This is a genomic window from Sphingobacterium sp. 18053, from assembly GCF_902706145.1.
Classification (GTDB): domain Bacteria; phylum Bacteroidota; class Bacteroidia; order Sphingobacteriales; family Sphingobacteriaceae; genus Sphingobacterium; species Sphingobacterium paramultivorum.
Map to the genome: position 1 here is coordinate 1 of NZ_CACSJW010000036.1, position 507 is coordinate 507.

General features: G+C 42.6%; 1 protein-coding gene. It reads right to left on the minus strand.

The genetic code is table 11. The annotated features are described in order from the left end of the window. Positions 1-507, minus strand: a 507-nt coding sequence (locus GVK91_RS27170; RefSeq protein ID WP_159732753.1) for a protein rep, incomplete at both ends; no start/stop codon positions are given.

The following is a 507-nucleotide window of genomic DNA, read 5'->3' on the forward strand; positions in this document are numbered from 1 at the left end:
CCTATGGCTTCATCTGCTACATCAAAACGAACGCCATGCTTTAAACTCGGCTCGCCAAGACCTTTAGAGACGCAACAATGCTTCCAAACGCGATAAAACGCTTCAGACATGGAAGATGGTTCAAAAAGTCTTTCAGTGAATAACAAGATGTGAAAATGTGGATGGAAACCGTTTTCGCCGTAGGTTACTTCAAACGCCCGAATTCTCCCTACAATGCCATAGGTTTCTATTAGTCTCTTGCCTGCTTTATCTTTCCATAACTTCGTCTGAGCTGAAGTCATTTTATTAAGCAAGCCAGCTAAATCATCTCCTTTATAATGTGGGGCAGTTAAAGTCAGCATTGAAACATGAAGCCCTTGTCTTTTAGCTTCTTCAATAGCTCTTTTAAGCTCTTCTCTTCTTCTCTCTGATATCTTAGCCGCACAAACAGGGCAAGCCCAAACATTTGCACACACTTCTAGACCACCATAAAACGCCCTAGGCTTTTCTGCGTCATGTTTCTGTCCC